Raw genomic sequence first — 24,530 nt, forward strand, 5'->3', positions numbered from 1 at the left:
GGCCTAATTTTTATTCAGGGTGAATTACGCTGAATCGTATCATAAGTAACGGATAGTGATTTGAATTAATTCGTATGTAATTAAATAATATGATGATCAAAGGATTATACAAATATTTGGTAAAACAAAGTATACTCAATATAGATAAATATAATTACCAAATTTGATTAGGGGTGATTTACATATTTAGAGGAAATGCAAAAAGGATATTTATATCGTTATTAACAAACCCAATATTACTAATTGGATACTGGATTTTTTGTTATGAGTTAGCTTCATTCTGTACGTATGGAAGAATGAATTATAATATTTATATTTTATTATTATGTATAGTATTTTTTATATCTATAATTACATTTACTACAATGAAAATGATAAAAGATAGAGAATATGAATCTAAAAAATTAACTAATTTAACTGCATCGAAATACATTTCTATTATCATTATTGTGGTAATCACATCATTTTATGGAGTACAGATTTATAAAAGTGCAACAAATTATGGAGGCAAGCTTGCATGGTTTATAGAAAGGTTAAAACATGAAAGGTCAGTTAAATTTAAACATAATAATATATATGAATATGGGGTAGAAGGTATTTTTGAAGATATAAATAAAAAATATACTTTGCCAAAGAAATTATATATGGCAACTGATTTTGATCTTACATTTCATTCAGATGGAACAATCACAGCGTTTGATACATTTGTTTATGGGAAAAATGCTGATGGGAAAGAGGAAACTTACTTAATAACTTATAATAAAAAAAAGTCACAAGACATTACTATAATACGAAATGGATATGCAAATCCTGATTATGATGATGATAAGCTAGTAGAACCTTTAATTAAAACGGTTAAGGCTATTCCAGTTAAGCGAACAGTTAGTAAGTGGAATGAAGGTAAGTATGGATTGATTTATTACGGGAAAAGGAATTGGGGGTACAATACGGAGGGAATTATTAATATTAATGAGGACGGTAAGGAGCATAAACTTGAAGAAGCAACTTCTGAAATCATTGGATATACTGTATCTATATTTGTCCCTGGAAAAGAGAAAGAGTTAGTACCTGCTAGATATAACTTAATAGGTGACCCGAATTGGAGTAAACTAAATACTAAACCAAATCAAAAGAGTTCTAAAGAGAAGCAACAAGATTTAACTAATAGCAAGGAACAGTTTTTCCTATCAAAAGAAGTTGGTTATAAACTAAATATGACAGAAAAAGCATTAGGTAGTGCTTTTTATTCACTAAGCAAGACTATTGATGGAGGTAAAACATGGGAGGTTATAAATACAGACCCATTCATCGGAGGAATTGGTAGTGTATCAGGAATAACTTTCATAAATGATAAACTTGGATTTTTAGGAGCAATCCGTCCTTCTGGTACTAACGGAGAGCTATATCGTACAGATGATGGGGGCGTATCTTTTAAAAAGATAAATTATACACCTCATGAAGTGAAATTAGATCATACACAGTCTATAATAAGTCCTTTTGATTCTCCTGGTATGCCTTATGAGAAAGATGGAGTTTTTAATATGTTAGTTGGACAAGGAGCAGATGGAGATTATAATGGTGATAGTAGCGCACTTTATCAATCAAAAGATAAAGGAGAAACATGGGAATATATAAAGGAAGTTGAAAAATAGTTAGAGTTAGTACTAAAGGTGAATAAATAAAATGGCCTCCGTTGCAAGTGCAACAGTGAACAATACCATAAGCAAATGGGGTTTTTATGGCAGTTGAATATAAGTATACAACTGTTTTCCACCCTGCACAGGAGAAATACGGAGCATAAATAATAAAAATAAAGAAGCAGAAAATCACTTAGGATTTCCTGCTTCTTTGTTTTTATAAAGAAAATACTTGAGATACTGCTATTTGCTAGTACACGACAACCGGTTCATAAGTGCTGAGATTATCATACACAGTTTTCGCAACACTAGGAGGAAGGTTAACACATCCTCCCGATCCTCCCGTTAAATAGGCATTATTGGCCCAGTTTGTCCGCCAGCCGGCATCGTGGAATCCTTGTCCGCCATTTGTGAACGGAGCCCAGTAATCTACATTAACGGAATAATCGGGTTTACCTACTGCGCTACCTTTGAGTGTGTACGGTGATCGTTTATAGAGTACATACCACACACCTGGTGATGTATCTTCACTCGTGCTATGTTTACCAGTTACTACATTCGTTGTGACTTCCAATTTTCCATTTTTGTAAATCCAAATTTGCTGTTCTGCAATAGACACTTCCGCATACGTGTCTCCAATGCCATTATTCGCTGTTGTTTCATAACCGATGCCTTCATTATTCCAGCCATTTCCGTAAATATTAGAAGCGGAAAGCGATTTTCCCCCTTTTTCGAAGGCTTCTTGGATTCGTTTTGCTTCTTTTTCAATATGTATTGCCCAGCCATAGCCTTGTCCTTTTACTGATATGACCGAACCAGAATGGGTTTTAAATGCGAAGTCTTTATTTAATGTTGATTTAGAATTATTAATTTCAGCAATCTTGTTCTTAATGTCGCTCGCGTCGATTGTAACTTTCATATCCTTTGACATAGAGGCATTTTGAATTAAATCTTTAGCTTTTAAAGAGTAAACTTCATTTTGTACCTTATAATCAATGGTTTGTTGAAGAAGATCCTGTAGCGCTTGTTCTTCTTTTTTGACAATCGAATCGTTTTCCTTAATAGGCTGTATGTATACAGGATTCAGATGGATTTCACTTTTATATTTCTGCTTGTCGTAATCCTTCAATAGACTAGCAATATCATACTGTTTTCCGTCAATGCTTTTTGAGATAACAACTTTGCCCTGTTCGAGCTTCGCCATAGCATCTTGAGGCGCTTTTAAACTTTTATTCATAGATATGAGCTTTTCTTCTACAAGTTTTTTCATCGTTTCGCTTCGATACTGATCCGCCTTTTCTGGTAGCAACGAATAATTCTTTTCCTTTGAGGAAGGGAAAAATGTCCACTGGCCTTTTAATAGTTTCTTAACTTTAGGCAAATCTTCTTCCGTAAGTTCCGTTTGCGTATCTTTTTCATCTAAAATTTGTTGTTGGCCGACATAGACTTTGTTTTCTAATCCAGATGTTTTTAATTTCTTTAGTGCCTGATCAGCAGTCAGACCACCGACTTTTGTGTCATTAATCGTAACCTGTGAATTGAAACGAGTTGCCTGATAATAACTCATTCCCCCAATTAGAAGTGCAATTGTAACGACGCCACCTGCTGTGATAAACTTCCAATTTTTAAAACGCTTGCTTGAGTTTACTCGTTTTCTATCAACTTCTTCAACTGATTCATTTATTGTGTTGTTGTCCATAAACTATTCCTCCGTATACATCAACGTCAACCGATTTTAAACTAAAACCATTGACTAGTGTACCTTATTATTCTTAAAATTTCATTATTTTTGACTAGATTTTATCGTATTAAATTGGTTGAATTTGTATTTTTTAATAGAATGAGATATCAAAAGGATAGCTAAATTCTTTTGATTCACAATGAATAGTCCCTTACAATGCCCTTGCAAGCCCATCCCAAGCCCCTTACAAGTAATAAATCATTACAAAAACAAAACAAAAAAACTACTACTACAAGAATCATCCTAAAAGAAATAAAACCGTATTAGTCATTTTTTAAAAATCAAATTGCCAAATTTCCTCATTCGTCCTTATATCTATTAAGGAAAGGGTAATTTCCTATGTGCTGTAAAAGATGGGAGGAATCAATATGGCAGTATACCGGAATGTACAGGTGAATTTTTGGCAGGATGATTTTGTATTGGACTTAACGCCGGAGGAACGATACTTTTACATATACTTGCTGACATGCTCTAAAACGACGCAATGCGGCATTTATCCGTTGCCGAAGCGTTTGGCGGAGATGGAAACAGGCTATAACCGGGAAACTGTTGAGAAGCTACTGCAGCGATTCATTGACTATGGAAAAATATTATATGATGCAGAAACGAAGGAGCTATACATCCAGAACTGGGTGCGCTATAACCTAGTTACGAACACGAACATAGAGAAATGTGTGTTGCGTGAGCTAAAGACTGTGAAAAGCAAAAAGTTTTTACATATGTTTCTTCAAAAATGTTTGGAGGAAGGGCTGAGTATTCCGCTGTTATTGGAGCATTTTGGCATGCCGGTTGAAGAGTCTCAAGCTGTTCCTCAAGATGATGCCGAAAGCTGTGAAACAGATGGGGAAATTGATTCAGGAGGTAATGTATTCACGTTTTATGAACAAAACTTTGACAGCTTGTCACCGCATACGATGGAGGAACTGAATGCGTGGATGGATGATCTGTCAGATGAACTTGTATTGAAAGCACTCCAGATTGCCTATGAAAATAATAAGCGGACGCTTGCTTATGTGAAGGGGATTTTATGGGACTGGCATGAAAAAGGATATACGAGGCTTAGTGAAGTAGAGGAAGCAGCAGTGAGGTTTCGGAAGAAGGAATCGTCTGTTGCCCATGATACTGAGAAATTTCTAAATGATTGTGAAGAATGGGAGAAAAACGTACCGTCTGAAGAAGAGCTACAGAAGTTCTTGCAGGAACATGGGTGGCGTCCGTGAACTAGAAAAGGGAGATTATACATTATTGATTTAATATGTGTGGTCTATGCGCATAATACATTGGCAGAAGTAGACGCCTAATCAGCTGTCTTGTGTTACTATGAAAAGAAGATTACGAAAAACATCATAGAATGCTTAAAATTTTTGTTTTATGTAACGGAAAAAGAAAGGCGGTGAGTCTGTTAATAAAAACATGAATAGGAAAATGTCTATGTTTTTAATAGCAGAAAACAATGAACAACTACAAATTAACAATTCAATATGACGGAGGCCGTTATAAAGGCTGGCAACGTCTTGGAAATAATGATAATACGATTCAAGGGAAAATCGAAAGTGTATTATCAGAAATGACTGGAAGAGAAATCGAAATTATTGGATGCAGCAGAACAGATGCTGGTGTACATGCTCTTCACCAAGTAGCTAATTTTAAGATTGATGAGAATTTACCAGAACTTAAAGTTAAAAAGTATTTAAATCAATACTTACCAAACGATATTAGTATTACTGATGTAGAGTTAGTCTCAGAACGCTTCCACGCTCGCTACAACTCAAAATCGAAAACGTATTTATATAAAATTTGGAATGAGGAACATACAAATCCATTTATGCGTAAATACAGCATGCATGTTGGGAAAAAGTTAAATATTGAAAACATGCAAAAAGCAGCGCAATATTTAATTGGTTCACATGATTTTACTGCTTTTTCTAATGCTAAATCTAAAAAGAAATCTATGGTTCGTGAAATATATATGCTCGATGTCGTGGAAAGTGAAGGTTTCATCCAAATTAGAGTGAACGGAAATGGATTTCTTCACAATATGGTGAGAAAAGTCGTTGGAGCGTTAGTAGAAGTTGGATTAGGTCAGTTAGATGCTGAAGTGATCCCACAAATTTTAGAAGCGAAACAACGAAATCAAATTAATTGTCTTGCGGATGCGAGTGGATTGTATTTGGAGAAGGTTGATTTTTAGGAAAAAATAAAGACCGTCCTTTCGGAACGGCCTTTATTTTTTATGCTTATAGAACATTCTATGATTACGTATTTAGCCCATACTTTTTTAATCGATATTGCAAGTTTTGTCTACTTAATCCTAAGTATTTTGCGGCTTGCGAGATATTTCCATTATGTTCTTTAAGAATTTGAATAATATATTCTCTTTCCATTTCTTTTATTGTGTTCTTTAAAGTTTTCGATGTATGATCTAATTTATCTGTTTCCCATCTAGCTAGAGGAGGTTGAATAGGGGATTCGTTTTTTGTTAGCTCATAAAAACGAGCTGGGATATGGGATGTTGTAATAACGTCCTCATCTTCAATTAAGTTCATAGCCCCTTCAATTATGTGCTCTAATTCGCGTATATTGCCGGGCCAATCGTGTTTATAGAAGAAATTTATTACGCTGTCATCCACACCTTGTACTCGTAAACCAAACTGCATATTATATTTTTCAATAAAGCTATGAAGAAGCGGTAAGATGTCTTCTTTCCGCTGTCTTAAAGGTGGGAGAAATAAAGTAACGACGCTTAGTCTGTAATATAAATCTTTTCGCAGGCGATTATGCGTGATAGCTTCAATCGGATCTTCATTAATGGTAGCTATGATTCGAACGTCGACTTCTTTTTCTTGTGATCCGCCGATTCTTCGTATTGTTTTATCTTGTATTGCCCGCAATAATTTGGCCTGAAGTGCAGGGCTTAGCGAGTTAATTTCATCTAACAATAAAGTCCCACCATGTGCTTCTTCAAATAAGCCTGGTTTATCGATTGCGCCTGTAAACGCTCCTTTATTCGTACCGAATAATAAGCTTTCCATTAAAGTTTCAGGAATGGCAGCACAATTTTGTGAGATAAAAGGTTTTCCAGCACGTTGACTTTTATTATGAATACTTTGTGCAAATAGTTCTTTTCCAGTTCCTGTTTCTCCCACAATCAGTATAGAGGAAGAGGTACGCGTTACTTTTTTTGCTTCTGTAATAACCGATTGAATCGCGCCTGAATTACCTATTATATGATTGAAGGTAAATTTTGTATGATGCCCTCGAATCGCGCCCACTTTACTCGTTTGCCTTAATGGAGGAAATTCTTTTACGATTTCAACAGCGCCCTTGATTTTTCCATTCTTCACTATAGGGAAGGTATCATTAATTGTTGTAATCTCTTGCCCCTTATTATTAAAATAAGTCTGTTTTATATTTTTCTTTGCTTTTCCAAGTGTTAATGCCTCTATAAGAGTACTATTCTGGTTTTCTTCAAAAGCAAATACTTCTAAAAGATTTTTATATAGTACATCTTTATGATCCATCGATTCAATTTCCATCATTTTGCGGTTATAAATGATCGTCTTACCTTCTTCGTTAATCATGTGAATGCCAATATCAATTTCATTCAGTAAAGTTTCATATAGCATATTCATTTCAACTAATTTTTTGAAATTGATTTCTTCTGTATACATGTTTCATCTTCTCCTTGTTATACCCTATGAAGACTGATTTTTCTTAATTTTAATAAAATTTTTGCGAGTATGCAAAAAAAATTTGCATGTTTAAGGTGAAAAATCTTTAAAAGAGAAGAAAGATATTGCGTGGAATTCAGATTTTTTCAGTACTATCTCTTAATCCTAAGTAAGAAATTAGGTTGGTATATATCTTGCATGAATAGTAGTTGAATCTTATAAATTTGGAGGTGGGAGAAAAGAGTTACATGCGCACTTAATAAGAAAGAGGGGTTAAAAGATGAAAACAGTAATAGAAAACGTGTACAGTCCTTGCTATGGCAGAGTTACAAAATTATTTATTAATGAAAGTTCCTACGTATATGAGTGGGAGAAATTAGCTTTAATTGAAACGATGGATGAACGGAAAGTAGAAGTTAAAGTGGGAATCAGCGGTTATGTGGAATTGCTAGAAGTAGAAGAAGGACAAGTTATCACGGAGCAAACATTATTAATAACAGTCAGGGATGATTTATTGATTACAGGAAGTGATTAATATAGTCCTTCTGGATGATGTACCGTTTTCTAAGGATCTTTTAAACAATTGTGGAAAATTATAAAAAATTTTAGTAGCAACTATTTATCGTGTGATAGGTATTTCCTTGGATTGGGAGATTTTCTTTTGAAAAATCTCCCTCTTGTTACAATTCTGTCGTAATCATGAGTATGCACTTTATTTTTTTATATTATTTTTTAAAGCGTTTACATTTCTGCTAGGGGGGCTCATATGGAAAAGCAAAATCAGGAGTTAAAGCGAGAGCTAAAAAGTCGACACATATTTATGATTGCACTTGGAGGGGTTATTGGCACAGGTCTTTTCTTAGGATCAGGTTATACAATTCATGAAGCAGGGCCAGGCGGTGCGATTGTAGCGTATCTTGTTGGGAGCTTTGTTATGTATTTAACGATGCTTTGTCTTGGAGAGTTAGCTGTTGCTATGCCGAATGCAGGATCTTATCAAATGTATGCTACAAAGTATATTTCGCCTGCGGTAGGTTATGTAGTTGGTTGGATGTCATGGTTAAACTGGGCTGCTACGATAGGGATTGAGTTGATTGCAGTAAGTATTTTAATGAAGCGCTGGTTTCCACATGTACCATCTTGGATATGGTGCGTCGTGTTTGCAGTCCTTCTTTTTTCGATTAATGTATTATCCTCACGGAGTTTTGCAGAGGTTGAGTTTTGGATTGCTGGCATTAAAATAATTACAATTATTGCATTTATTATTTTAGGCGGGGCAGCGATGTTTGGATTTTTACATATGAAAGGAAATGACGCAGCACCGATGCTTTCAAACTTTACTGATCACGGGGGACTGTTCCCGAATGGACTGAAAGCGATTCTAATTACCATGATTGCCGTTAATTTCTCCTTTCAGGGGACCGAAATTGTTGGGATTACGGCCGGTGAGAGTGAAAACCCGGAGAAAACCATTCCGAAAGCAATTAGAAATACAGCTTGGCGTATATTCATTTTCTTTATACTTTCTATGTTCATACTCGCTGGGTTATTCCCATGGGAAAAAGCGGGATTAGTAGAAAGTCCATTCGTAGTTGTATTTGATAAAATTGGGATTCCGTATGCCGCAGATATTATGAACTTTGTTATTATTACAGCGGTGTTATCAGTAGCAAATTCGGGCTTATATGCAACTTCTCGTATGCTTTGGTCTATGTCGAAGCAAGGGATGATTAGTCCAATTTTTGGGAAGTTATCTAAAAACGGTGTTCCTATTTATGCATTAATTACAAGTACAATTTTTGGTTGTCTTTCTTTATTATCTGGTATATATGCAGAAGATACAGTTTATTTATGGCTTCTTTCTATTGCAGGATTCGGTGGAATACTAGTCTGGGCATCGATTGGTTTATCAAATCTTCTTGGTAGAAGAATGTACGTAAAGCAAGGCGGGGATATTAAGGATTTGAAATTTAAAACGCCGTTGTATCCGTTTGTGCCACTTCTTTGTTTCGGATTAAATATGACTGTAATTGTGAGCATGGCTTTTATTCCAGATCAACGTATGGCATTGTATTGTGGTGTTCCATTTATGATTGTTTGTTTACTGTTTTACCGTGTTACAAAAAATAAGAAAAAATCAATGGAACACATTGAAAAGAAGGATACAATAGAAGTAAAAAGTTTATGATGGAATTTTAGGTTTGATTTTTATGTAGATGAGTAATAGTGTTATAAAAAAATCAACCGTAGGTACATAATCATAGCTTTATGTTATATGTAGAGAATGACAGGATATCATTAGTATTGAAATGAAAATCAAAAAACGAGCTAATCTACCAGATAGCTCGTTTTTTATAAAATACATGTAGACTAAGAGGATTGATCTTTTTTGATTTGTAGTTTAACAGTCCAAAAAGCAGCAAGCATAATCGCTGCGATACAACCGCTAACTGTCCCGAGTAGCTGTGCATAAGGAAGGCTATTCATGTCGCTGTTGAGAAAAAACATCATGCATAGGATTGCAGGGAAAAGGTATAGGTAATATAAGCGTTTCAGTCGTTTATCTTTTATCATCAACTTAGCCCCTTTTTATAAATTTATAATTAAATTATAACATAAAATTTTCCAATTTGTGTGGTAGAATTCTGATTTGTGAAAGAGTAAGAAAAGTTTCATCTTAAGTTATGGATAAAATGAAGAAGTTGAAGTTCAGCAGTTGATTGAGTTTACGAAAGTGATTACCGCTTTTATCTATGAATGGTGTCATACACAAAAATAAGAAAAAATTAAGGTTTTCCTAATAAAAGGATAAGATACATCATGTAATATGAAAAGTACCTGTCGTGGAATCGTACAAACTTTGATGTTTGTACGATTTTTTTAGGATGGAACTATTTCAGAAGCTAGTCAAATTAGAATTTTGAAATAGTTCCATTTTTCTTGAGCAGCCTCTAAGTTTTCTTCTTTATATCAGCCAATTTCTCTTTTGCTAACTCAACTGCAATTGCATCATCCAAATAGCCAATTGGAAATATATAATCTGGAATAATGTCTGTTGATAAAACAAAATACAGTAGGGCACTTCCAATGATAGCACGCTCATTGAGAGGAGTGGACTCTTTGCAAAATTGATGATACATATCTGTTAATTGCTCAATGAAAGGACCTGTACTATCAATTTGCTCTAGTTTTGTTGAGAAACTCTCATGAATGCGTCTCTGACCTTCTGTTGTTTGTGCATATCTTTCATAATTTTCAAGTTCCTGTTTCACACGAGTTGTTGTGTACTCATAATCAAATAAGTTGGAGGATTGTAATGTTTGTTGAATTGCATCAAGTGATGTGTACATATCTGTTTTTTCTTTTTTTGTATGAGGGGAATCTGTATAGATTGCATCATATAACACTTGCGGTGGAATTTGCAGACATTCTGCAAATTTTTGCAGGTGTTTTTGTTTTGCTTGTTGTTTACCATTTATAATTCTTGAAATTGTGGAAGGATCAATGTTTGTAAGTGTTCCTAATTGGCGCATAGATAAGGCACGTTCTTTTAACAATTTTTTTAATAAGGTACCAAGTTTATCATTTGGATTTTGAGTAGACATAGTTTTGGCACTCCTTTTTTTTCTAAGGTGTTGAAAAAATGTGGAGCTTTTTATTACAAGTATATGAAGCTGACAGGCACAGTTGCTCAACATTTGCATAATATGCAATGAAAAGTGAACAGAAGGAGTGAATGTTGATGAGTACAGCCAGTTTATTTTCAATTTTTTTGATTGGAATTGCTTCTAATTTAGATAATGCAGGTGTAGGTATTGCGTATGGGATTCGCAAGATTCGAATTTCTTGGTTTAATAATTTTATCATCGCCTTTTTGGGTTTCTTGTTTGCTCTATTGGCTGGCTTTTTTGGAAGTTGGATTTCATTGTTTATTTCAGATTTTATCGCAAATTTAATTGGTGCACTTGTACTCGGGATAATTGGGGTATTTGTTTTATGTCAACCCTTACTTAGTAAGCAAGGGGAGGTATCAGAGAAAGATGGAAGCGTGATGGGAATATTACGTAATCCTGAGAATGCTGACTTTGATAGATCTAAAACAATCAGTTTTTCTGAAGCATTGGTATTAGGTGTTGCATTATCAATTAATAATCTTGCAGGGGGATTTGATGCGGGAGTAACCAACTTGAATCTTTGGTGGACTGCAATTATCTCAGGTACATTTAGTTTCATTTGTATTAGCGGTTTTTCCTATATAGGGAAGAGATTTTTAGCGGAATACTTAGGAAAATGGGCAACAATTATTGCGGGCATTTTACTAATTCTTATCGGAATCGATCAATTGATGTGAGAGCAGATTGGAAAACAATATTCGAATATTTCCTTGGAAATACAACAAAGTACTGCATATATCGACGTGTTTTTCTTCATACTAACATTGATTTCTTTTAAAGAAAGGGGGATGAGTATGGGACGTGGTAAAGCATTTGATCATAAGAAAAAAGGTCATGATCATCAGCCACCTAAAGGAGCATTCATTCATAAGGATGTAAATGAGCATACGTTAGAAGAGGAAGAATTACCAGTTAATATTGAAACGTACAAAAATAGTTTAAAAAAACATTAAAGCACCTATATAGGTGCTTTTTTAGCGGATGTCCTCAATTAATTGCTGTGATTCTTCATACATGCCATATTCACCTAGAACTTGAATGCAACGCCATTTTAATTCCTCAATACTTGGTTCAAGTTCTTCGGGAAGGACATGATGAATGTCTTCAAGTCCCATTCCAAAATGAATAAGCTCTAGTACTTGATCATCAATATTTCGATCCATTAATAATTCCAATACTTCTAAATTGAATATGTATCGATAAGCCTCATCGGGGGAAACAACTTTTAATTTTAGGCTTTCTACAATACTGAGTATAAAAAGAAGGATGGTTTTTTCTAGGACAGGCTGTTCCTCCATTTGAAAAATAAGTTTCATTTCTTTTACACCTCCACCGTATAGCGTTAGGTTGTACTATATTATTCGGGAGGGGGGAACAAATATGCATAATAAAAAAAGTTATCCTATTTAAGTGGGGGCAGGATAACTTTTTTATTTGTTGGAATTTGAAATTGAATTATAGGTAATGAGGAAAACTGTCATTAAGAAACCTTTTTAAAAAATACTCCAACCTTCCTGAGCGGAGAGTAACTCTAATATTTTAAATCCAGCGATACTATTTCCATTTGCATCTAGAGCTGGTCCAAAAATACCGATTCCCATTTCGCCTTTTACGCAGCCAAAAATACCACCGGCTACCCCACTTTTTGCGGGAATACCAACGCGGATTGCAAATTCACCAGATTCGTTGTACATGCCACATGTTACCATAAATGTTTTGCAAATTTTTGTGATATGTCTTGGAATAATTTGTTTTTTCTTATATGGATCGTAGCCATCCATTGCGAAGATTAAACCAATACGTGCTAAATCAATACAGTTTACTTCAATAGCACATTGACGTGTGTATAAATCCATTAATTCCTCGATATTGCCATCAATGATGCCATTTTGCTTCATATAGTAGCAAAGAGAACGATTTAAGTAAGCAGTTTCTAGTTCAGAGATGGCTACTTTTGAAGAGTAGTTAATTGTAGGATTGTCTGTAATATCACGTACGAAGCGGAGAATTCGTTCCATCTTCTCTTCGTTACTATCTCCTGTAAGCATACTTGTAATAGCTAACGCACCAGCGTTAATCATTGGATTAAGAGGTTTAGAAGGGCTAGTTGTTTCTAGCTTAATAATAGAATTGAATGGGTCACCAGTGGGCTCCATTCCAACTTTAGAGAATACATATTCTTCACCGCGATCTAGAAGAGCAAGAGCAAGTGTAATTACTTTTGAAATGCTTTGAAGGGTGAAGAGTGTTTGTGAGTTACCAGCATGGATATATTCTGTCTCTTTATGGTAGATAGCGATCCCTAAATCGTCTGGATTTGCATTTCCTAGTTCGGGGATATAAGTAGCAAGTTTACCTTTTTTTGTATATGGCTTTACTTGTTCTAACAGCTGTTGCAAGTTATTTATCTCGATGCACTGCATAATACCAACGCTCCTGTTCCTGTTTCACTAAGTTTACTGTTCCCTATAAACTTGGAAATAAATAATAACATGAAAAAGTGGAATGATAAAATGAAACTTCTATTTGAATAAAAATTGAAAACAATATAAACCCTTTTTTAGTTGGGAGAGAGGATCTGGCCATGCATAGAAGCGGTCAGATCTTCTTCCTGCCCCATGCCAAGTAAAACAAAGAGAGAAAACGAGGGCAGGTCACCTTTTGTTCTTCATAGCCGTGGCTTATATGTTGGAAAATCAAAATGGCTGTATAGTTGCCTTATCTTTCATTTTAGTCGGTAATAAAAGGAAAATCCCCCTTTTATATAACAGTTTGAAAATGGGTAATATATCCATAAAAAGTTCATAAATAAAAGCTACACATCTATACAACTATATGTTATTATGATTATGTAATAGAAAGCGTTTTCTAAGGTACAATTATAATGATAACGATTTCATAAATTGAATAGGGGGAATTACAATGTTGCAGTTTCTACAACGTATTGGTAAAGCGTTAATGCTTCCAATCGCAGTGTTACCAGCAGCAGGATTATTGCTTCGTTTAGGTCAACCAGACGTATTTGATATTCCTGTTATGGCACAGGCCGGTGCAGCAATTTTTGATAACTTAGCACTTATTTTTGCAATTGGTGTTGCAATCGGTTTATCTGTTGATGGTAGTGGTGCCGCAGGTCTTGCAGGTGCGATTGGTTATCTAGTTATGAAGAATACAACTAATACTTTAAGTGTTAGTTATTCAACAGCAGAATTAAATGATAAATTAAAAAGTGTTCAAGACTTACTCGGTTCAGTTGATCCGAGTAAGTTAGCAGATACAATGACAAAAGTTTCAAAAGCATCGGCTTTAACACCGAAGATAAATATGGCTATACTTGGTGGTATTATTGCCGGGGTTGTCGCTGGCTTATTATATAACAAATTCCATAAGATTAAGTTACCAGAATGGTTAGGCTTCTTTGCAGGAAAACGATTCGTGCCAATTATTACTTCTGTTGTCATGCTTCTTTTAGGATTAGTATTCGGTCAAATTTGGCCAACAATTCAAAGCGGTATTGATGCAGTAGCACACGGTATTGTAAACTTAGATGCAATCGGAGCTGGTCTATTCGGTTTATTAAATCGTCTATTAATTCCAATTGGTTTACACCATGTAATGAACACATATTTCTGGTTTGTACTTGGTGATTTTACAAATGCAGCAGGCGATATTGTTCATGGTGATATCGCACGCTTCTTTGCGCAAGATCCATCAGCAGGTATGTTTATGACTGGGTTCTTCCCAATTATGATGTTCGGTTTACCAGCAGCATGTTTCGCAATGATTGCAGCTGCTAAACCAGAAAAACGTAAAATGGTTACAGGAATGTTAGCTGGTCTTGCTTTAACATCATTCTTAACTGGTATTACAGAACCAATTGAATTCTCATTCATGTTCTTATCTCCAGTATTATATGGTATTCATGCTGTATTAACAGGTATTTCGTTATTTGTAACAACAAAACTTGGTATTCACGATGGTTTCTCATTTAGTGCCGGTGCGATTGATTATTTCTTAAACTTAGGTATTGCAACAAAACCGTTATTATTAGCGGGAATTGGTTTGATTTATGCAGCAATTTACTTTGCGGTATTCTATTTCTTAATTAAGAAATTTAACTTAAAAACTCCAGGTCGTGAAGATGATGAGGAGTTAGTAGAAGAAGATGAAGTACCAGTTGCAGGATCTATCGGTGAAACTTACGTAGCAGCATTAGGCGGAAAAGACAACTTAACCGTTATTGATAACTGTGCGACTCGTTTACGCCTACAAGTCAAAGATGCAAACTTAGTAAATGAGCCAGCATTAAAACGTGCAGGTGCAAAAGGTGTTATGAAATTAAGTAATACAAGCGTGCAGGTTATCGTAGGTACAAACGTTGAATCTGTAGCTGATGATATGAAAAAACATGTATAAATAATTGTAAAAGAGGATGTTCAAAAAGGTCGATAAAGTTGATCTTTTTGAGGGCATCCTCTTTTTTTATAGAAATATTATCGGGAATCTTACTTTTTGGAATTTTCTTTTTCTTTTTTTGTGCATATTTGTTGGTAATACGTTCGTCACATGATAAAGTAGGGATGGTATAAAACAAAACTTCCATTAGTTAGGAGAAATTAGAGGGTATCTTTTTTATGAATGGATTAAATTATTGGTAAATAAGGGGAAAAAAGAACCATGAATGAAGAAAAGGATAGTGTCAGTGTGAAAGCTCGTCGACCGGTTACATACATAAAAAGAACGGTCATTCTCATTGTATTGTTTTCGCTTGTATATTTTGCGTTTACAAAAATTACTTCACATAATAAGAAAGAGAATGCGTTAAAAGCAACTAAGGAAGTAAAGAAAGAAACGGTACAAAAACAAGCAGAACAACCTCCGGAAGTGCCACAGCAAGCTAATAAGGAAGTGGAACAACCTGTCCAAGGACCACCACAAGAAATTAACGAGAATGCCCAATTAGATGAGTATTTAAAGAGCAAAAATTTTAGTGGAACAGCAGTTGTTGTGAAAAATGGAAAAGTACTTTTGAATAAAGGGTACGGGCTGGCAAATCAGGCGAAAAAAATACTAAATAATTCAGAAACAACATTTTATATTGGCTCAATTTCAAAGGCATTCGTAGCGACAGCGATTATGCAGTTAAAAGATCAAAATAAACTTCAAACAGAGGATACAATAGCGAAATATATTCCTAGTTTTCCAAGAGGTAGCGAAGTTAAATTAGTTCATCTATTGACACATACATCTGGAATTCCTGAATATGAGGCAGGAGCAGATGATATTTCTCATGAGGAATTGTTGAAGCGAATTGGACAACAAAAACGTTTATTTAATCCAGGTGAAAAATGGAAGTATTCGGATTCCAATTATTCAATACTTGGTTACATTGTTGAGAAAGTTAGTGGACAACCATTAGAAGAATATATTAAACAACATATTTTTGATGTTGTAGGCATGAAAAATTCGGGTTTTGGTACTGAATTAGAGAAAACAAAGTATCCTTCTACTGGTTACAAGATTGTAAATAATAATATGACAGTACCTGCTATCCCGAGCATGTCACAATTATATGGAAATGGCGACATATATACGAGTGCAAATGATTTATACTTATTTAACGAAGCGCTATTTTCTGGGAAGCTAATATCCAAAGAAAGCTACAATCAAATGTTTACAGCATTTAAAAAAGATTATGGATTTGGATGGTATGTAAATCCGGGAAGTTACTCTAATCACGGTGTAATGCCGGGATGGAATTGTTTAAATGGATTTAGTAGAAGTGGTAATGCGTATGTTATTTTATTATCTAATATTCAAAATAACATTAAATCATTTGGTACGGTTAATAATGATATTTATACGATGTTGCAGCATATTGAAGTGTAAGAGACTATCTTTTGAGGTAGTCTTTTTTTCATGTAAGTTGAGAATTGATGTAAAAGAAGACGGCATTCCACTAGAAGCAGTTCAATATTTTTCAGCAAGTGGTGGGTCACTTGTTTCGATATCGGTATCTGAACATGCGGATTTTGAAAAAGCGGTATACTATGCGGTAACAACAATTATAACCTTTAAAAATTAGAAGACATCGTAGTAGGATGCCTCTTTTATTGGAAAAGTATAGAGTTGACAATTAAACTTTGTTGTAACTATAATTGTTTCAACTTGATCATAAAGGGGAAATTAATCATGACATTAAAAATAAAAGTCTATTCGGATTACGTTTGTCCATTTTGTTTTTTAGGTGAAAAGCCACTGCAAGAAGCAATTCAAGGAAAAGATGTAGAAGTAGAATGGATGCCGTTTGAATTACGACCATATCCAGCGGAGCGAATTGATCCATGGAATGAGCCAGATAAATTAGGGATGTTCCAAAGCACAATTATGCCATGGGCAGAGCAAATGGGTGTTGATATGAAACTGCCCCGACTTTCACCGCATCCATATACACATACAGCTTTTGAAGGATATCAATTTGCAAAAGAACATGGAAAAGGAAATGAGTATCAGCACCGTGTATTCACAGCGTTTTTCCAAGAAGAACGAAATATCGGCGAAATTGAAGTGCTAGTAGAAATTGCTGGAGAAGTCGGATTGAATCAAGAAGCATTTCGAGCTGCTTTAGAAAATCACACATATAAAGCAGCTCATGAAAAAGCAGTACATCATGCATATTATGAACAGGGCGTACAAGCTGTGCCGACATTTATTATTGGTGATAGCGTTGTCCAAGGTGTCCGAGATAAAAAAACGTTAGAAGCAGTGATTGAACAAGAATTGAAAAAAGAAACTACAACTTTGTCAGAAGGAATGACATGTAACATAGATGGTTGTGAGTGATAAAAAACGGATGCGTATAGCATCTGTTAGGCTGTTGAGAGTGTCCCAACAGCTGTTTTTATTTTAAATAAGTTCAGCCATTTCTCTATGTTCAAGCTTATATATAACAAAAACCAAAAGAGGAGGTATTAGAAATGAAGTATGCAATTCCCCCGCAGTATTTGCCCGTCCCAAGTAAAAGACGTTCTGGATTACAAATGGATCAAGTTACATTTGTTGTTGCTCATGATACCGGAAATCCAAATGCAACAGCTGCTCAAAATATATGGAGAAGAAAATGATTTATATTGTGTGGGGACGAACGAATGGATTAGTGCAAATTTGAAATATGTAAAATATATTTCCAATTAATCATGAAAAGAAGTGTACCAAACAGGTACACTTCTTTCTATTCTGTTCTAAAAAAACTATAACAGAATAGGAGGTAAGGGTATTACAGTTTAAAATGGGTATGACCCTTTATACTACAGAATAGGATTCGTTTATAAGAATACCAAAAATATACAATTAAGGAAAGAGTTAATTTAAAAGAGTTTTAAATGAAGTTAACACTATGTGTATAGTGGTTTGTTCAATATTTCACAAACGTGTCACAACTATCTCATTCGCTTTTTAAAAAAAAGTAGTATTCTAAATGTGTAAGCTGTTATATAAAAAATCTTAGTCCTGTACTAATCAAAAAATGGAGGAGATTAGGATGACTCAAGTATTAGAAAATGTAAAAAATGCATGGACAAACTTTAAAGGTGAAAAGTGGAAAGCAGAGATTGATGTCCGCGACTTCATTTTAAATAATGTAAACACTTATGAAGGTGACGAAGCCTTCTTAGCGGGAGCAACAGAAGTAACGAAACAACTTTGGGATCAAGTAATGGAGTTAACAACACAAGAACGTGAAAATGGTGGCGTTCTTGATATGGATACAAGCATTGTTTCTTCTATTACATCTCACGGTCCTGGATATTTAAATAAAGATATTGAAAAAGTAGTTGGTTTCCAAACTGACAAGCCATTTAAGCGTTCATTACAACCTTATGGTGGTATTCGTATGGCAGAACAAGCTTGTGAAGCTTATGGATACGAAATGGATAAAGAACTTAGTCGTATTTTCAGAGATTGGCGCAAAACGCATAACCAAGGTGTATTTGATGCTTATACTCCAGAAATGAGATTAGCTCGTAAATCAGGTGTTATTACAGGTCTTCCAGATGCATATGGTCGAGGACGTATTATTGGTGACTATCGCCGCGTGGCATTGTACGGTGTTGATCGTTTAATCGAAGCGAAAAAAGAAGACTTAAATTTAACCGGCGGTGTAATGAGCGAAGATACAATGCGTTTACGTGAAGAGTTATCTGAGCAAATGCGTGCACTTCAAGAGTTAAAACAAATGGCTGCTTCTCATGGTTTTGATATTTCTAAACCAGCAACAAATGCACAAGAAGCATTCCAATGGTTATACTTCGCTTACCTTGCAGCGATTAAAGAACAAAACGGGGCAGCAATGAGCCTTGGACGTACTTCTACATTCTTAGATATCTTCATCGAAAGAGATATTGAAAATGGTACATTAACTGAAGAAGCGGCACAAGAAATTGTCGATCATTTCATTATGAAATTACGTCTTGTGAAATTTGCGAGAACACCTGATTATAATGAATTATTCTCTGGTGACCCAACTTGGGTAACAGAATCTATTGGTGGTATTGCACTTGATGGTCGTCCATTAGTAACGAAAAACTCATTCCGTTTCTTGCACACATTAGATAACTTAGGACCAGCTCCAGAGCCAAACTTAACAGTTCTTTGGTCTAAACAATTACCACAGAACTTTAAAAACTACTGTGCGCAAATGTCTATTAAAACATCTGCAATTCAATATGAAAATGATGACATTATGCGCCCAGAGTATGGCGATGATTACGGTATTGCTTGTTGTGTGTCTGCAATGAGAATAGGTAAGCAAATGCAGTTCTTCGGAGCTCGTGCAAACTTAGCTAAGACACTATTATATGCAATTAATGGCGGTAAAGATGAAAAATCAAAAGAACAAATTGGACCTGAATTTGCACCTATCACTTCTGAAGTATTAAATTACGAAGAAGTTATGCGCAAATTCGATATGACAATGGAATGGTTAGCTGGTTTATATTTAAACACATTAAATGTTATCCATTATATGCACGATAAATATAGCTATGAACGTATTGAAATGGCACTTCATGATACAAATGTTCTTCGTACAATGGCAACGGGTATCGCTGGCTTATCTGTAGTAGCTGATTCTTTAAGTGCAATTAAATATGCGAAAGTAAAACCAATTCGTGATGAAAATGGCATTGCAGTTGACTTTGAAATTGAAGGTGATTTCCCTAAATACGGTAACAACGATGACCGTGTAGATGAAATTGCAGTAAACCTTGTGAAAACATTTATGAACAAGCTTCGTAAACATAAAACATACCGTAACTCTGTTCATACAATGTCAATCTTAACTATTACATCTAACGTTGTATATGGTAAGAAAACTGGTAACACTCCAGACGGTCGTCGTACTGGTGAGCCATTTGCACCAGGTGCAAACCCTATGCATGGACGTGATACAAAAGGTGCACTAGCATCACTATTATCTGTTGCAAAATTACCTTATGAAGATGCGCAAGATGGTATTTCTAATACATTCTCAATTATTCCAAAAGCACTTGGTAAAGAAGATGATGTACAAGTTAAAAACTTAGTATCTATGCTTGATGGATATGCAGTGAAAGAAGGACATCACTTAAATATTAACGTATTTAACCGTGAAACATTAATGGATGCAATGGAACATCCTGAAAAATATCCACAATTAACAATTCGTGTATCTGGTTACGCAGTTAACTTCATTAAATTAACTCGTGAACAACAAATCGATGTAATTAACCGTACAATGCATGAAAGTATGTAAGTAAAAAGTTTCCCTCTGTTGTAATAAAAGCAGAGGGAGGCTGTTTCAATAAAGGAGGAAGTTAACATGGTAAAAGGAAGAATTCATTCTGTAGAGTCTTGTGGTACTGTTGATGGCCCAGGAATTCGTTATGTCATATTTACACAGGGGTGTCTATTACGCTGCCAATATTGTCATAATGCTGATACGTGGGAAATCGGTAAAGGAAAAGAAATAACAGTTGAAGAAGTAATGCAGGATGTTACATGTTACCTTCCTTTTATTGAAGCTTCCGGTGGTGGCATTACTGTGAGCGGTGGGGAACCATTACTGCAGTTAGACTTTTTAATTGAGCTATTTAAGAAATGCAAAGAAATTGGAATTCATACAACAATCGATTCTTCTGGAGGCTGCTATTCTGAAGAGCCAGAGTTCCAAAGAAAATTAAATATTTTAATGGACTATACAGATTTAGTATTATTAGATTTAAAACATATCGATCCTAAAAAGCACCGTAAATTAACTGGTAAAACGAATGAACACATTCTACAATTTGCTCGTTATTTATCTGATAAACAAAAACCAATTTGGGTAAGACACGTATTAGTTCCAGGTGTTACTGATAGTGAAGAAGATTTGCAGAGATTATCTAGCTTCATTCAAAGCCTTTCTAATGTAAAGAAAGTTGAAGTCTTACCATATCACAAGCTTGGTGTATATAAATGGGAAGCACTAGGACATAAGTATCCTCTTGAAGGGGTAGAACCTCCAACAGAAAAAAATGTTCAAAAGGCAAAAAATATTTTACAAGCAGTCTAATCCATTTGGATTAGACTTTTTGCTTTCTTTTAATAAAATCTAGAGTATATCTATAGAAAAGAGTATACTGAAAGTGGAATATCCATATTTTTGTAAAGAAATAAGAGGATAAATTTACATAATTGTAAAGGGAAAACCAAATAGTAACAAGAATTAAGAAGTAGCAGGGTGAGTATCATGGAATATGATCATTTGTAAGTTATTGCGAAAGCTCTGATAGGAAAGTATAATGTAAAGATATGAGCACAGATAGGATTAAGGGGTCAATCTTATATGCTTTGCATATCCACGACAGGTACATAGCTAACATGAAAGTGTTGGAATCCAAACATGTAATTTTTTTTAGGAAAATGTTTTTCCTATTGTCGTATATGCAATATGGGAAAGCGAAAAAGCTAGGAGTGGATTTGTTTGATAAAAAACCCCAAGGTTTTAATATTAACTGCACATTACGGTAACGGTCATGTGCAAGTAGCAAAAACATTAGCACAAACATTTCGTCAAAAAGGAATTGAGGATGTGATTGTGTGTGACCTATTTGGAGAGTCACATCCAGTCATAACGGATATTACAAAATATTTATACTTGAAAAGTTATACAATAGGTAAAGAGCTATATCGCTTATTTTATTATGGTGTAGAAAAGATTTACGATAAGAAAATTGCATCGTGGTATGCGAATTTTGGGAGAAAACGCTTAAAAGCATTATTACATGCAGAAAAACCAGACATTGTTATTAATACATTTCCAATTATTGCAGTACCGGAATTGAAAAAACAAACAGGTTTCTCAATTCCTGTTTATAATGTGTTAACAGATTTTTGTTTACACAAAATATGGATTCATCGTGAAGTAGATCGTTATTTTGTAGCGACAGATCATGTGAAAAAAGTAATGGTTGAAATTGGTGTACCTTCAGAGCAAATTGTAGAAACTGGGATTCCAATTCGTAAAAACTTTGAATTAACTATTAACCCGGAAATCCTATATAGTAAATATCACTTATCTCGTGAGAAAAAGATTTTACTTATTGTAGCAGGTGCCCATGGTGTATTAGGAAATGTAAAAGAATTATGTCAATCATTTATGACAGTTCCTAATCTTCAAATAGCTGTTGTCTGTGGGAAAAATGAAGCCTTAAAACAAGAGTTATTAGGGCTTAAGGAACAAAAGCCTGAGGCATTAACAGTATTTGGTTATGTAGAGAATATCGATGAGTTATTCCGTATTACCTCTTGTATGATTACAAAGCCAGGAGGCATTACATTAAGCGAAGCGGCAGCTTTACAAGTACCTGTCATTTTATATAAACCAGTACCGGGACAAGAAAATGAAAATGCAATATATTTTGAAAAAAAAGGAGCTGCACTTGTAATTCGTGAAGATGAGGACATTTTTGCGAAAACAAAGGCACTATTAGAAGATGATAGGAAGCTCTTACAAATGAAAGAAGCGATGGGAAGTATCTATCGTCCAGAGCCAGCTTGCCACATTGTAGATGCAATTTTAGAAGAGAACCATGTGCAATCTAATCATATGCCGATTAAGTCGCCAGCTCTTGCTCAATCTTTTACGTAATATGAAACCCTCTTTGTATTTGGAAAGAGGGTTTCTTTGTTGTTTTGTAGGAATTCAGTATAAAAGTTAAAGTTAGTCACAAGGTATAACTGCCCTAGCCAAAACAGTTCCCCTCGATAAAGTTGTATGTTTTTATATATTCGTTATATGTTATCCACAAGAGAATGCGGTTTCAATAGACGGTAAAGTCGGAATATTAACAACGATATCCACATTGTCCACAATTTTCAGAAAAAATATCCACAAAATAAACATGATATTTGTGATTAAGTTTATAATAATCCAAAAGAATTGATAAATTTATACACAATTCTATTAATTTTGTGGATAAAGTTTTCCACAAAAAATACCCCTTATAATATAAGGGGTAAATCTTTACTTTGTCATCCAAAAAGTAAAGGGTAGGAGAGGGTAAAAAAATTACCTCAAGTTTCACTTTATCCCACTATTTGTGGGCAGTAAAATTCCATCTCAAACTTTGACGAAAGCAAAGAAGTTAAGTGATCAACTGCCCGTAAAAGCCCGATTGGTGAGGGCTGATAATCAGTGAAGGATAAAGCACCCATTGATTAAAATTTCACTTTATAATTATACACCTTTAGGGCGATATCCCGCTGCACGATCTGCTCTTCGAAACTCTCGTTGATAAAGAACCTCTTGTGTACTATTTAATGTATTTCTTGCTTTTTCACGTTTCTTTCTATCCATTACAGATCACCTCGTGTCATAAAGTTATTATCTATCATTTCCAATGACATAAAGAGGTATACACAATAAACAAGTATATTCATTTTATCCCGCTATTCGCGGGCAGTAAGGCCCCCACAAAATAGGTGGGGGATAAGTTTCCCACTGATTAAAGTTTCACTTTATAATTAGTGACATACTACGCTTCTTTTAAATGATGAGTATCTTGGAATGTAGTATCACGCATTGTAGAAAGAGTATATTGATCTTTTGGAATTTCATATAAGTTATATACTTCTTCGATTGCGTTAATTTCATCATAAACAGCTTTTCTAGTTTCGTTTGCTAGGTTTACATATGGTAGTTTTTCAGCTGCTTTCATCGAACGAATATTTACTTTGCGAATACGCATAAAGATTATTTCAATATCTAACTCATAGAAAAGCTCGCTGAAAAAAGCATCTTTTGCTAATTTATTATACCCCTGGCCATGATACGGTTTTCCAAGCCATGTACCAAGAAAACCAGCTTTTTCTTGCACATCAAATAAAGTAATCGTGCCGATAGGGTTTCCCCATTCATCTAAAATTGTGCGTGAAATTAATTCACCACGCTCTTCTGCTTCTATTGTTTGCTTTGTTAAAAATAAAAACTCTTCGTATGAATAAGCTTTTTGACGCACAAAAGGGAAGACAGCAGGATCCACCATTAAATCATATAGAACGTGGCTGTCGTGTAAGTCGCGTTTTTTTAACATACTAACTCCTCCTCATATGAGGGTAGCATGACGAAAAAACACCCCACCCTCGAAATTTTTATATCAACCTTTAAAAAATTTCGGGGTGGGAATCGAACCCACTAGAACCAGTCTATAACGCTGGTGGCGCACCATTTGCCTTCCCCATTCATCAATTTGAAATGAAAAATCACGACACAAATTGATTATGGTTTCAT

Annotated in this window: 22 protein-coding genes and 1 pseudogene; 15 read left to right on the plus strand and 8 right to left on the minus strand. The window is 34.8% G+C overall.

Annotated elements, in window-relative coordinates:
- The first annotated feature begins 173 nt into the window (after window positions 1-173).
- A complete protein-coding gene (locus C564_RS0124805; protein ID WP_033794877.1) occupies window positions 174-1,652 on the plus strand; it encodes a WD40/YVTN/BNR-like repeat-containing protein in 1,479 nt (492 codons plus the stop codon).
- Window positions 1,653-1,887: 235 nt separating this feature from the next.
- Here C564_RS0124805 and C564_RS0124810 read toward each other — a convergent pair whose 3' ends face one another.
- Window positions 1,888-3,336 carry a L,D-transpeptidase family protein gene (locus C564_RS0124810; protein ID WP_018767233.1) on the minus strand — a complete coding sequence of 483 codons (1,449 nt, stop codon included), beginning with the start codon at window positions 3,334-3,336 and terminating at the stop codon, window positions 1,888-1,890.
- A gap of 410 nt (window positions 3,337-3,746) precedes the next feature.
- Here C564_RS0124810 and C564_RS0124820 point away from each other — a divergent pair, with 410 nt between their 5' ends.
- Both C564_RS0124820 and truA read left to right on the plus strand, forming a co-directional pair.
- Window positions 3,747-4,598, plus strand: coding sequence for a DnaD domain-containing protein (locus C564_RS0124820; protein WP_018767235.1), 852 nt, complete (start codon window positions 3,747-3,749; stop codon window positions 4,596-4,598).
- Window positions 4,599-4,831: 233 nt separating this feature from the next.
- Window positions 4,832-5,569: a tRNA pseudouridine(38-40) synthase TruA gene (truA, locus tag C564_RS0124825; RefSeq protein WP_018767236.1), complete on the plus strand. Its 738-nt coding sequence runs from the start codon at window positions 4,832-4,834 to the stop codon at window positions 5,567-5,569.
- A gap of 64 nt (window positions 5,570-5,633) precedes the next feature.
- On the opposite strand, the gene C564_RS0124830 is transcribed toward truA, so the two are convergent.
- The gene (locus tag C564_RS0124830; protein WP_018767237.1) at window positions 5,634-7,049 is read right to left on the minus strand and encodes a sigma-54 interaction domain-containing protein; all 1,416 of its coding nucleotides are present in this window, start codon (window positions 7,047-7,049) and stop codon (window positions 5,634-5,636) included.
- Window positions 7,050-7,329: 280 nt separating this feature from the next.
- On the opposite strand from C564_RS0124830, the gene C564_RS0124835 reads away from it, so the two are divergent.
- Window positions 7,330-7,584, plus strand: a complete 255-nt coding sequence (locus C564_RS0124835) for a hypothetical protein (protein ID WP_003194859.1) — start codon at window positions 7,330-7,332, stop codon at window positions 7,582-7,584.
- A gap of 231 nt (window positions 7,585-7,815) precedes the next feature.
- The gene (locus C564_RS0124840; RefSeq protein ID WP_018767238.1) at window positions 7,816-9,237 is read left to right on the plus strand and encodes an amino acid permease; all 1,422 of its coding nucleotides are present in this window, start codon (window positions 7,816-7,818) and stop codon (window positions 9,235-9,237) included.
- Window positions 9,238-9,419: 182 nt separating this feature from the next.
- On the opposite strand, the gene C564_RS0124845 is transcribed toward C564_RS0124840, so the two are convergent.
- Both C564_RS0124845 and C564_RS0124850 read right to left on the minus strand, forming a co-directional pair.
- Window positions 9,420-9,623, minus strand: coding sequence for a hypothetical protein (locus C564_RS0124845; protein WP_018767239.1), 204 nt, complete (start codon window positions 9,621-9,623; stop codon window positions 9,420-9,422).
- A 377-nt stretch (window positions 9,624-10,000) separates the two neighbouring features.
- Window positions 10,001-10,654 carry a DUF1232 domain-containing protein gene (locus tag C564_RS0124850; RefSeq protein ID WP_003194865.1) on the minus strand — a complete coding sequence of 218 codons (654 nt, stop codon included), beginning with the start codon at window positions 10,652-10,654 and terminating at the stop codon, window positions 10,001-10,003.
- Between the two features lie 137 nt (window positions 10,655-10,791).
- On the opposite strand from C564_RS0124850, the gene ytaF reads away from it, so the two are divergent.
- Both ytaF and C564_RS36970 read left to right on the plus strand, forming a co-directional pair.
- Entirely contained in the window at window positions 10,792-11,400 is a 609-nt protein-coding gene (gene ytaF / locus C564_RS0124855) for a sporulation membrane protein YtaF (RefSeq protein WP_018767240.1), read from the plus strand.
- 117 nt (window positions 11,401-11,517) lie between these two features.
- Window positions 11,518-11,676 (plus strand): hypothetical protein, encoded by a 159-nt coding sequence (locus C564_RS36970; protein WP_000532411.1) that lies wholly within the window; start codon window positions 11,518-11,520, stop codon window positions 11,674-11,676.
- Window positions 11,677-11,697: 21 nt separating this feature from the next.
- Here the strand turns inward: C564_RS36970 and C564_RS0124865 are convergent, their stop codons facing one another.
- On the minus strand, window positions 11,698-12,039 hold the full coding sequence (locus C564_RS0124865) for a DUF3969 family protein (protein WP_003194872.1): 342 nt from the start codon (window positions 12,037-12,039) through the stop codon (window positions 11,698-11,700).
- Between the two features lie 177 nt (window positions 12,040-12,216).
- Entirely contained in the window at window positions 12,217-13,146 is a 930-nt protein-coding gene (gene glsA, locus C564_RS0124870) for a glutaminase A (protein ID WP_006093333.1), read from the minus strand.
- 499 nt (window positions 13,147-13,645) lie between these two features.
- Here glsA and nagE point away from each other — a divergent pair, with 499 nt between their 5' ends.
- The 8 genes and pseudogenes from nagE to C564_RS0124910 all read left to right on the plus strand — a co-directional run bounded on the left by nagE (window position 13,646) and on the right by C564_RS0124910 (window position 22,889).
- Window positions 13,646-15,139, plus strand: coding sequence for an N-acetylglucosamine-specific PTS transporter subunit IIBC (gene nagE / locus C564_RS0124875; RefSeq protein ID WP_003205798.1), 1,494 nt, complete (start codon window positions 13,646-13,648; stop codon window positions 15,137-15,139).
- Between the two features lie 261 nt (window positions 15,140-15,400).
- On the plus strand, window positions 15,401-16,612 hold the full coding sequence (locus C564_RS0124880; RefSeq protein WP_018767241.1) for a serine hydrolase domain-containing protein: 1,212 nt from the start codon (window positions 15,401-15,403) through the stop codon (window positions 16,610-16,612).
- 43 nt (window positions 16,613-16,655) lie between these two features.
- Window positions 16,656-16,808 (plus strand): annotated as a pseudogene (locus C564_RS36390) (sugar ABC transporter ATP-binding protein); the annotation flags it as partial.
- Window positions 16,809-16,915: 107 nt separating this feature from the next.
- Window positions 16,916-17,566 (plus strand): DsbA family oxidoreductase, encoded by a 651-nt coding sequence (locus tag C564_RS0124890; RefSeq protein WP_003194883.1) that lies wholly within the window; start codon window positions 16,916-16,918, stop codon window positions 17,564-17,566.
- Window positions 17,567-17,700: 134 nt separating this feature from the next.
- Window positions 17,701-17,847: a hypothetical protein gene (locus tag C564_RS36975; RefSeq protein ID WP_003194884.1), complete on the plus strand. Its 147-nt coding sequence runs from the start codon at window positions 17,701-17,703 to the stop codon at window positions 17,845-17,847.
- Between the two features lie 416 nt (window positions 17,848-18,263).
- Window positions 18,264-20,513 carry a formate C-acetyltransferase gene (gene pflB, locus C564_RS0124900; RefSeq protein ID WP_018767242.1) on the plus strand — a complete coding sequence of 750 codons (2,250 nt, stop codon included), beginning with the start codon at window positions 18,264-18,266 and terminating at the stop codon, window positions 20,511-20,513.
- Window positions 20,514-20,579: 66 nt separating this feature from the next.
- A complete protein-coding gene (gene pflA / locus C564_RS0124905) occupies window positions 20,580-21,311 on the plus strand; it encodes a pyruvate formate-lyase-activating protein (protein ID WP_003194887.1) in 732 nt (243 codons plus the stop codon).
- A gap of 411 nt (window positions 21,312-21,722) precedes the next feature.
- Window positions 21,723-22,889 carry a diglucosyl diacylglycerol synthase gene (locus tag C564_RS0124910; RefSeq protein ID WP_018767243.1) on the plus strand — a complete coding sequence of 389 codons (1,167 nt, stop codon included), beginning with the start codon at window positions 21,723-21,725 and terminating at the stop codon, window positions 22,887-22,889.
- 588 nt (window positions 22,890-23,477) lie between these two features.
- Here the strand turns inward: C564_RS0124910 and C564_RS35385 are convergent.
- Window positions 23,478-23,597 carry a YfhE family protein gene (locus C564_RS35385; RefSeq protein WP_003194890.1) on the minus strand — a complete coding sequence of 40 codons (120 nt, stop codon included), beginning with the start codon at window positions 23,595-23,597 and terminating at the stop codon, window positions 23,478-23,480.
- A gap of 178 nt (window positions 23,598-23,775) precedes the next feature.
- Entirely contained in the window at window positions 23,776-24,333 is a 558-nt protein-coding gene (locus C564_RS0124920; protein WP_018767244.1) for a GNAT family N-acetyltransferase, read from the minus strand.
- Window positions 24,334-24,530 lie beyond the last annotated feature (197 nt).

It is taken from the genome of Bacillus sp. 105MF (assembly GCF_000374885.1).
Lineage (GTDB): Bacteria > Bacillota > Bacilli > Bacillales > Bacillaceae_G > Bacillus_A > Bacillus_A pseudomycoides.

Excerpts from the sequence above, each read along its gene's own strand:
- C564_RS0124810 (WP_018767233.1), bottom strand. The coding sequence starts at position 3,336 with ATGGACAACAACACAATAAATGAATCAGTTGAAGAAGTTGATAGAAAA.
- C564_RS0124820 (WP_018767235.1), top strand. The coding sequence starts at position 3,747 with ATGGCAGTATACCGGAATGTACAGGTGAATTTTTGGCAGGATGATTTT.
- truA (WP_018767236.1), top strand. The coding sequence starts at position 4,832 with ATGAACAACTACAAATTAACAATTCAATATGACGGAGGCCGTTATAAA.
- C564_RS0124830 (WP_018767237.1), bottom strand. The coding sequence starts at position 7,049 with ATGTATACAGAAGAAATCAATTTCAAAAAATTAGTTGAAATGAATATG.
- C564_RS0124835 (WP_003194859.1), top strand. The coding sequence starts at position 7,330 with ATGAAAACAGTAATAGAAAACGTGTACAGTCCTTGCTATGGCAGAGTT.
- C564_RS0124840 (WP_018767238.1), top strand. The coding sequence starts at position 7,816 with ATGGAAAAGCAAAATCAGGAGTTAAAGCGAGAGCTAAAAAGTCGACAC.
- C564_RS0124845 (WP_018767239.1), bottom strand. The coding sequence starts at position 9,623 with ATGATAAAAGATAAACGACTGAAACGCTTATATTACCTATACCTTTTC.
- C564_RS0124850 (WP_003194865.1), bottom strand. The coding sequence starts at position 10,654 with ATGTCTACTCAAAATCCAAATGATAAACTTGGTACCTTATTAAAAAAA.
- ytaF (WP_018767240.1), top strand. The coding sequence starts at position 10,792 with ATGAGTACAGCCAGTTTATTTTCAATTTTTTTGATTGGAATTGCTTCT.
- C564_RS36970 (WP_000532411.1), top strand. The coding sequence starts at position 11,518 with ATGGGACGTGGTAAAGCATTTGATCATAAGAAAAAAGGTCATGATCAT.
- C564_RS0124865 (WP_003194872.1), bottom strand. The coding sequence starts at position 12,039 with ATGAAACTTATTTTTCAAATGGAGGAACAGCCTGTCCTAGAAAAAACC.
- glsA (WP_006093333.1), bottom strand. The coding sequence starts at position 13,146 with ATGCAGTGCATCGAGATAAATAACTTGCAACAGCTGTTAGAACAAGTA.
- nagE (WP_003205798.1), top strand. The coding sequence starts at position 13,646 with ATGTTGCAGTTTCTACAACGTATTGGTAAAGCGTTAATGCTTCCAATC.
- C564_RS0124880 (WP_018767241.1), top strand. The coding sequence starts at position 15,401 with ATGAATGAAGAAAAGGATAGTGTCAGTGTGAAAGCTCGTCGACCGGTT.
- C564_RS0124890 (WP_003194883.1), top strand. The coding sequence starts at position 16,916 with ATGACATTAAAAATAAAAGTCTATTCGGATTACGTTTGTCCATTTTGT.
- C564_RS36975 (WP_003194884.1), top strand. The coding sequence starts at position 17,701 with ATGAAGTATGCAATTCCCCCGCAGTATTTGCCCGTCCCAAGTAAAAGA.
- pflB (WP_018767242.1), top strand. The coding sequence starts at position 18,264 with ATGACTCAAGTATTAGAAAATGTAAAAAATGCATGGACAAACTTTAAA.
- pflA (WP_003194887.1), top strand. The coding sequence starts at position 20,580 with ATGGTAAAAGGAAGAATTCATTCTGTAGAGTCTTGTGGTACTGTTGAT.
- C564_RS35385 (WP_003194890.1), bottom strand. The coding sequence starts at position 23,597 with ATGGATAGAAAGAAACGTGAAAAAGCAAGAAATACATTAAATAGTACA.
- C564_RS0124920 (WP_018767244.1), bottom strand. The coding sequence starts at position 24,333 with ATGTTAAAAAAACGCGACTTACACGACAGCCACGTTCTATATGATTTA.